Source organism: Thermoflexus sp. (assembly GCF_025055495.1).
Taxonomy (GTDB): Bacteria; Chloroflexota; Anaerolineae; order Thermoflexales; family Thermoflexaceae; genus Thermoflexus.
The window spans coordinates 1-5,815 of the sequence record NZ_JANWXB010000055.1 but is presented as its reverse complement, the minus strand read 5'-3'; the positions used below and the strand labels follow the sequence as shown (position 1 = coordinate 5,815).

3 protein-coding genes are annotated in these 5,815 nt (G+C 66.9%); all 3 read right to left on the bottom strand.

Features of this window, described 5'->3' with window-relative positions; all coding sequences use genetic code 11:
• Nucleotides 1–48 precede the first annotated feature (48 nt).
• Nucleotides 49–1,386 carry a heterodisulfide reductase-related iron-sulfur binding cluster gene (locus NZM16_RS02000; RefSeq protein ID WP_295448113.1) on the bottom strand — a complete coding sequence of 446 codons (1,338 nt, stop codon included), beginning with the start codon at nt 1,384–1,386 and terminating at the stop codon, nt 49–51.
• 246 nt (nt 1,387–1,632) lie between these two features.
• On the bottom strand, nt 1,633–3,201 hold the full coding sequence (locus NZM16_RS01995) for a glycerol-3-phosphate dehydrogenase/oxidase (protein WP_295478162.1): 1,569 nt from the start codon (nt 3,199–3,201) through the stop codon (nt 1,633–1,635).
• Nucleotides 3,202–3,580: 379 nt separating this feature from the next.
• Nucleotides 3,581–5,206 (bottom strand): FAD-binding oxidoreductase, encoded by a 1,626-nt coding sequence (locus NZM16_RS01990; RefSeq protein WP_295448106.1) that lies wholly within the window; start codon nt 5,204–5,206, stop codon nt 3,581–3,583.
• Nucleotides 5,207–5,815: the final 609 nt, after the last annotated feature.

Below are 5,815 nucleotides of genomic sequence, written 5' to 3'. Positions count from 1 at the left end.
GCGCCGAAGGCGCCCGGCCCGCCCATAAAGAAATCTTCGATCCCCCTCTTACGGGACCCCCGCCTCGTCCAGTAGCTCCACCACGTGCTGCACTGGGATCGTGATCCCGGCCCGCCGCAGGCCCATCGCCAGTTGCAACATGCACCCGGCGTTGGCCGTCACCACCCGGTCGGGGGCGATGCGACGGATCTGGTTCACCTTCTCCTCCAGCAGGGCGTTCGCGATCTCCGCATGGGTGATGTTGTAGATCCCGGCGCTGCCGCAGCAGAGATCCCCATCCGGCAGCTCGATCACCGTCAGGCCGATGGCCCGGAGCAGCCGTCGGGGTTGCGCCCGAACGCCCTGGCCGTGGGCCAGATGGCACGGATCTTGATAGACCACCCGCCCGGACAGACGCCTGGGGAAGGGACGGGGGCCGACCGCATCCAGGAACTCGGTGACGTCCCGCACCTTCGCGCTGAAGGTTCGTGCGGCATCGGCCCATTGAGGGTCGTCGCTCAGGAGCTCCCCATACTCCTTCATCGCGACGCCGCAGCCGGCGGCGTTCACCAGGATGGCCTCCGCGTCCTCGCGCATGAAGGCGGCCACATTCCGGCGGGCCAGGGCCTGCGCCTGGCGACGCTCCCCGGCGTGGACGTGGAGGGCGCCGCAGCAGACCTGGCCGCGAGGGATCACCACCTCAAACCCCTGGCGAGTGAGCACCCGGATGGTGGCTTCCTGGATCGGGGCCAGCAGGGTGCGCATCACACATCCGGCCAGCAGGGCGACGCGCCCTCGCTGCTCCCCCATCGCCGGAACCACCCGGCCGACGGCCATCCCCTGCGCCGGGATCCGATCCGGCAACATCTCTTCCATCGTCCGAAGGGCGGCGGGCAGGCGGCGGAACCACCCGGTTTTCCGGACGATCCGCTGGATCCCGGCGGCCTGATATAGCCATAGCCCGCGGGATAGAAGGCTCAGGAAGGCCGGACGGGCAAGGATCAGGCCGAAGATTATCGCCCGCAGAAGCCGTTCCCCGGGGGCCATGGGCAGGGTCTGCCGGGTCTGCCAGCGAGCGGCCTCCACCAGACGGCCGAACTGCACCGTGGCCGGACAGGCGGTCTGACAGGCCCGACAGGCGAGGCAGATTTCCATATGCTCCCGGAAATCCGGGTTGAGCTCCAGGCGTCCCTCCGCTACCGCCCGCATCAGGTAAATCCGCCCGCGGGGGGAATCCGGCTCCCAGCCCAGCACGCGGAACGTGGGGCACTGGTTCAGACAGAGCCCGCAGTGGGTGCAGCGCAGGATCTCCGCGTAATCCGGCGGGTGATCTGGAGTAAATCCTTGCAGGAGGGGAAGCGGACGGCGGGCGAGGGTCCATTCCATCGAAGAAGCGGTCGAATCCATGGTTTACGCTCCCGATTTCAGGGATTTCGGGGGATCCGAGCGCCTTGGAGAGAGAAGCCAACGAAGCCCCTCTTTCCTTTCTTCCCCCCAGGGCCTATGGGCCCCGGGGATGGGGAGAATATTTTGGGGTCAGGGGTGCCGCCGAAGGCGACGTCCCTGACCCAAAACCTGTAAGGAGCCACGCAACCAGTTTCCTCCCGGGGCCTCGCCGGGCAATGGATCACGGAAATCGCCCGGGGAGATGGATCACATCGGCGGCCGGTAGGCGCCTTCCCATATCCTCCGATAGCGTTCCGTTTCCCGGGCCCATCGATCCTCCTCCCAGCTTAGCATCCTTCGAAGCCGGGCGCCATATCGTTCGAGGAAGGGAAGCGCCCCGTTCGGCCACTGGAAGCCCAGCCGGGTCCGCCGCAGGAGCAGATCGTCCAGATGGACCACCGCTTCGTGGGTGGCGATCCAGCGCAGCTCTGCCCATCGCAAATCGGTCCGGGGAATCGGCTCCTGTTCTTCGGGCGGGGCCTGAAGGAAGGCTGGAAGCGCTTCGGGATCATAGCGGCTGAGCAGGCGGAGCCCAAGCGCGGGGTCGAACCGCTCCGCGACGGCTTGCGCGGCCTCGCTAGTTTCAGGTTGCATCCGCTCCACAGGCGGGCGGGAAGGGGTGGGCAGGCGACGCCGAAGGGCCCGCAGGGCGTCCCGCGCCATCACCCGGAAGGTCGTGAGCTTTCCCCCCGTGACGGTCAGGATCCGCTCCTCCCACACCGCATGATCCCGCGGTTCGCGGGAAGGCTGCTCTCGTCCCGTTCCGATCACGGCCCGCACGCCGGAGAACGTTGCCGTGACGTCGGCGGCGGAAAGATCCAGGTAGGGGAAAGCGCGTTGCAGGGCGATCAGCAGATACTCGAACTCTTCCGGCCGGATAACCGGCTCCGCCGCCAGATCCTGGTCGTGGTCCACATCGGTGGTGCCCGCCAGGGTCATCCCCTCCCAGGGGAGAACATACAGCGGCCGATGATCCCGCGGGTGGAGGAGGATGATGCCCTGGGCGAGGGGAAGCCGCCAGCCGGGCAGCACCAGGTGGCTCCCGCGCAGAAGCCGTAGCCGGGGCGGCCGCCCGAGCTTCCCCCGTAGCTGGTCCGCCCATGCGCCGGTGGCGTTCACGGTCGCACGGGCCCGCACTTCGGTCTCCCGGCCGGATATCTGATCGCGGACCACGACGCCCTCGATGGCGCCGGATCGGGTTTGCAGGAAATCTTCCACCCGGGCGTAGTTCAGGGCGGCTGCGCCCCTACGGACGGCGTTCAGGATCAGCCGCAGCACCAGCCGGGCGTCGTCGGTCAGGGCATCCCGGTAGGCATAGCCCCCTCGAAGGCCCTCCCGCCGCAGGTGGGGAGCCAGCGCGAGCAAGGGATCCGGGCGAAGATAGCAATGGCCCCGGCGGCCGGCGAACCCATCGTAGATCCAGAGCCCTGCGGCCATCGCTGGCCGCCCGATGGGATCATCCCGGTAGAGGGGCATCAGGAAACCCAGGGGCTGGATCAGACCCGGGAAGGCCCGCAGGAGGTGTTCCCGTTCTCGCACCGAATGCCAGGTGGTGCGGACCTGCCCCTGACGCAGGTATCGCAGCCCGCCGTGGACCATCTTCCCGGACCGGCTGGAGGTGCCCCAGGCGAAGTCGCGCTGTTCCAGCAGCACGGCCCGGAATCCCTGGCGCGTGGCCTCCTCCAGCAAGCCGGCCCCGGTGATCCCGCCGCCGATGATGAGGAGATCCCAGGGCTCGTCCAGTCGAAGCCATGCCTCCTCGCGATTCAGGGGCATTTTCCCATCTCCCCAGGGCGTTCGCGTTGGTAAACGAGCACTAAAGTGCTCGAACGGGCACTGAAGTGCCCTACTACAAACTGAACAGGCACTGAAGTGCCCGACTACCAACAGGATAAACGGGCGCTTTAGCGCCCGTTTGGGAGCGCTTGGGACGATCGGGAGTCTTTTGTTCGTGGTTCGCAGGGCTTGGCCCAGTGAGGAACCGATCCGGAAGGGAATATCCCTTTCCCTTTTCTTCCTCCTTCAGACTCTCCGGACTGTAGGGAGGGGAACAATCTTTCAGGGCAGGGCTGGTGGCCAAAGGTCCCAGCTCCGTCTCCGGAGAATTCCAGAATGTATGCGCAGGGCGCTTGAGCGCCCCTCGGCTTTCTGTTGCCTACGGGCTCGGCCCGGGGACGTGCCCTCCCCCGTTCTCGGCGATCAATTTGCCTGGGTTCATCTGCCCATAGGGGTCTACGGCCCGGAAAGCCGCACGCAGGATCCTCAGGCCCAAGGTGCCCTTTTCGGCCTCCAGATAGGGTTGATGGTCCACCCCCACACCGTGCTGATGGCTGATGGTCCCCCCGAGGCGCACGATGGCCTCGCTGGCGGCGTGCTTCAGACGGCGCCAGCGCTCCAGGGTTTCCTCCGGGTCCCGCGCCAGCCGGAAGATGAACGTCGTGTAGAGGTTGGCCCCATAGGTGTAGACGTGGGAGACGTGGCTGAAGGCGTATACTCGCTCTCCGATCTCTTCAAGTCCGCGGCGCAAAGCCGTTTCGATCGCTGTGACCATACGGGGCACGCGGGCCCAGAGGACGGCGGTTTCCAGCGTATCGACCGCATAACCCATCTCCCAAAGGGTGTTCCGCAAATAAGGCGAGCGGAAGCGCTGACGGAGCCATTCCCGAGCCGGGCGGCTCCCCAGGGATCGGCCGCGGTGACGCGCTGCGGCGGCGTAGACTTCCGCCAGCGCGGCATGGGCGATGCGGCGGGTTCCCGCGGCGGCGACCAGCAGCATGCAGGAGGCGTCTCCCATCCCCTGCAGGCGCAGCCATCCCCGAAGCAGGCGGATCAGCCGCTCCCGCCCCGCCAGGCGCAGGGTGATCTGGGTCTCCTCCGGCGTGCTCAGCCGGAGCATCATCAGGGGTAGCCCCAGCTGGGCCATCTCGCGGGCCGCCGCCAGCCCGGAGGCGAAATCCGGGAAAAAGAAGGCCCGGAACGCTTCCACTTCAGGGAGGGGCCGCACTCGGAGCGTGGCTTCCGTGAGGATCCCCAATCGGCCCTCTGAACCCAGGATCAGATGGCGGAGATCCGGCCCGGCGGCGGAAGGGGGCATGGCCGGAATCCACCAGGGGCCCTCCGGCGTCTCCAGCCGCCCGCCGACGAACATGTCCTCGATGCGTCCGTAGCCCAGGGCGAACTGGCCCACCGAACGGGTCATGATCCAGCCCCCTAGCGTCGAATACTCAAAAGACTGCGGATAATGCCCCAGGGTGAAGCCGTGGGCGCGCAGCGCGGCCTCCAGATCGGGCCCTCGAACGCCGGCCTGAAAGGTGGCCAGGGCGCTCAGGCGGTCCAGGGCGAGCAGGCGGTTCATCCGGCTCAGGTCGATCGACAGGGCGGGGCGGGGATCCGGCAGCAGCCGTAGATGCCCCACCACGCTGGTGCCGCCGCCGTAGGGCACCACCTGGGCGCCGACCGCCCGGGCGTAGGCCAGCAGGGCCCGCACTTCCTCGTTGGTCTCGGGGAAGGCCACTCCGTCCGGGACCCGGAGGCGGCCGCTGCGCGCCGCGATCCAATCCGGCATGCCCTGGCCGACCGCGTGGCGCAGCCGGGTTTCCGGATCGGTCCGGACCAGCGGATGCGGAGGCAGGCGGGAGGGAGGGACGCCCGCCAGGGCTTCTTCCAGGGAGCAATCTCGGGGAGGCGCCCCAGGCCCCAGTTGATCCTCCAGGAAAGCCCGGGCGGCCGGCGACAGAGGAACCTCGATCGCGGTTTCACCCCATCCATTCCATCGACGCATCGCAGGCCTCAACCGGAAGGAGGTGAGCATGGCTCTATTCCCGGCCGGTGGTTCGGGGTGATCGGGTGGGCGGCGAAGCCTCTCATCCTGCCATTCCAGTCTTTTCCCCACGCCCCTCTGCCTCATGGGGGAGGAGGGACAGGTCTCCCATCCCTGGCCAGGAACGTTCAAATGGCCACCGGTCAGGTCCGAAGCATACGGGGCGATGGACGCATGTGCGAGTTCCTGTTGATTCGCCTCCAGGTTCACCATCATCTGAATTTCGGGGTTTTCAGGGGTAGTGGGAGGCAAAGCCCCTCACTACCCCTGAAAGACTTTCTCTCCCCCCTCCTCACGGCCCAGAAGGCCATGAGAGAGGGGAGGGGCCATGGTCTTCCAGACCGGCTTCGGGTCCTCAAATCCCCAGTTTATAACTGGACAAAGCACTACTGCTTTGTCCACTTTTAATTTGGGGGTTTTCGGGGGCGGTGCGGGGGGCCTTGGGCCCCCCGCACCGCCCCCGAAAACCCCCAAATTAAAAGTGGACAAAGCAGTAGTGGTTTGTCCAGTTTTAAACTGGGGATTTGAGGACCCGAAGCCGGTCTGGAAGACCATGGCCCCTCCCCTCTC

What these genes read in the sequence shown, in the direction of transcription:
- NZM16_RS01995 (WP_295478162.1), bottom strand. Translation starts at nt 3,201, where the DNA reads ATGCCCCTGAATCGCGAGGAGGCATGGCTTCGACTGGACGAGCCCTGG.
- NZM16_RS02000 (WP_295448113.1), bottom strand. Translation starts at nt 1,386, where the DNA reads ATGGATTCGACCGCTTCTTCGATGGAATGGACCCTCGCCCGCCGTCCG.
- NZM16_RS01990 (WP_295448106.1), bottom strand. Translation starts at nt 5,206, where the DNA reads ATGCGTCGATGGAATGGATGGGGTGAAACCGCGATCGAGGTTCCTCTG.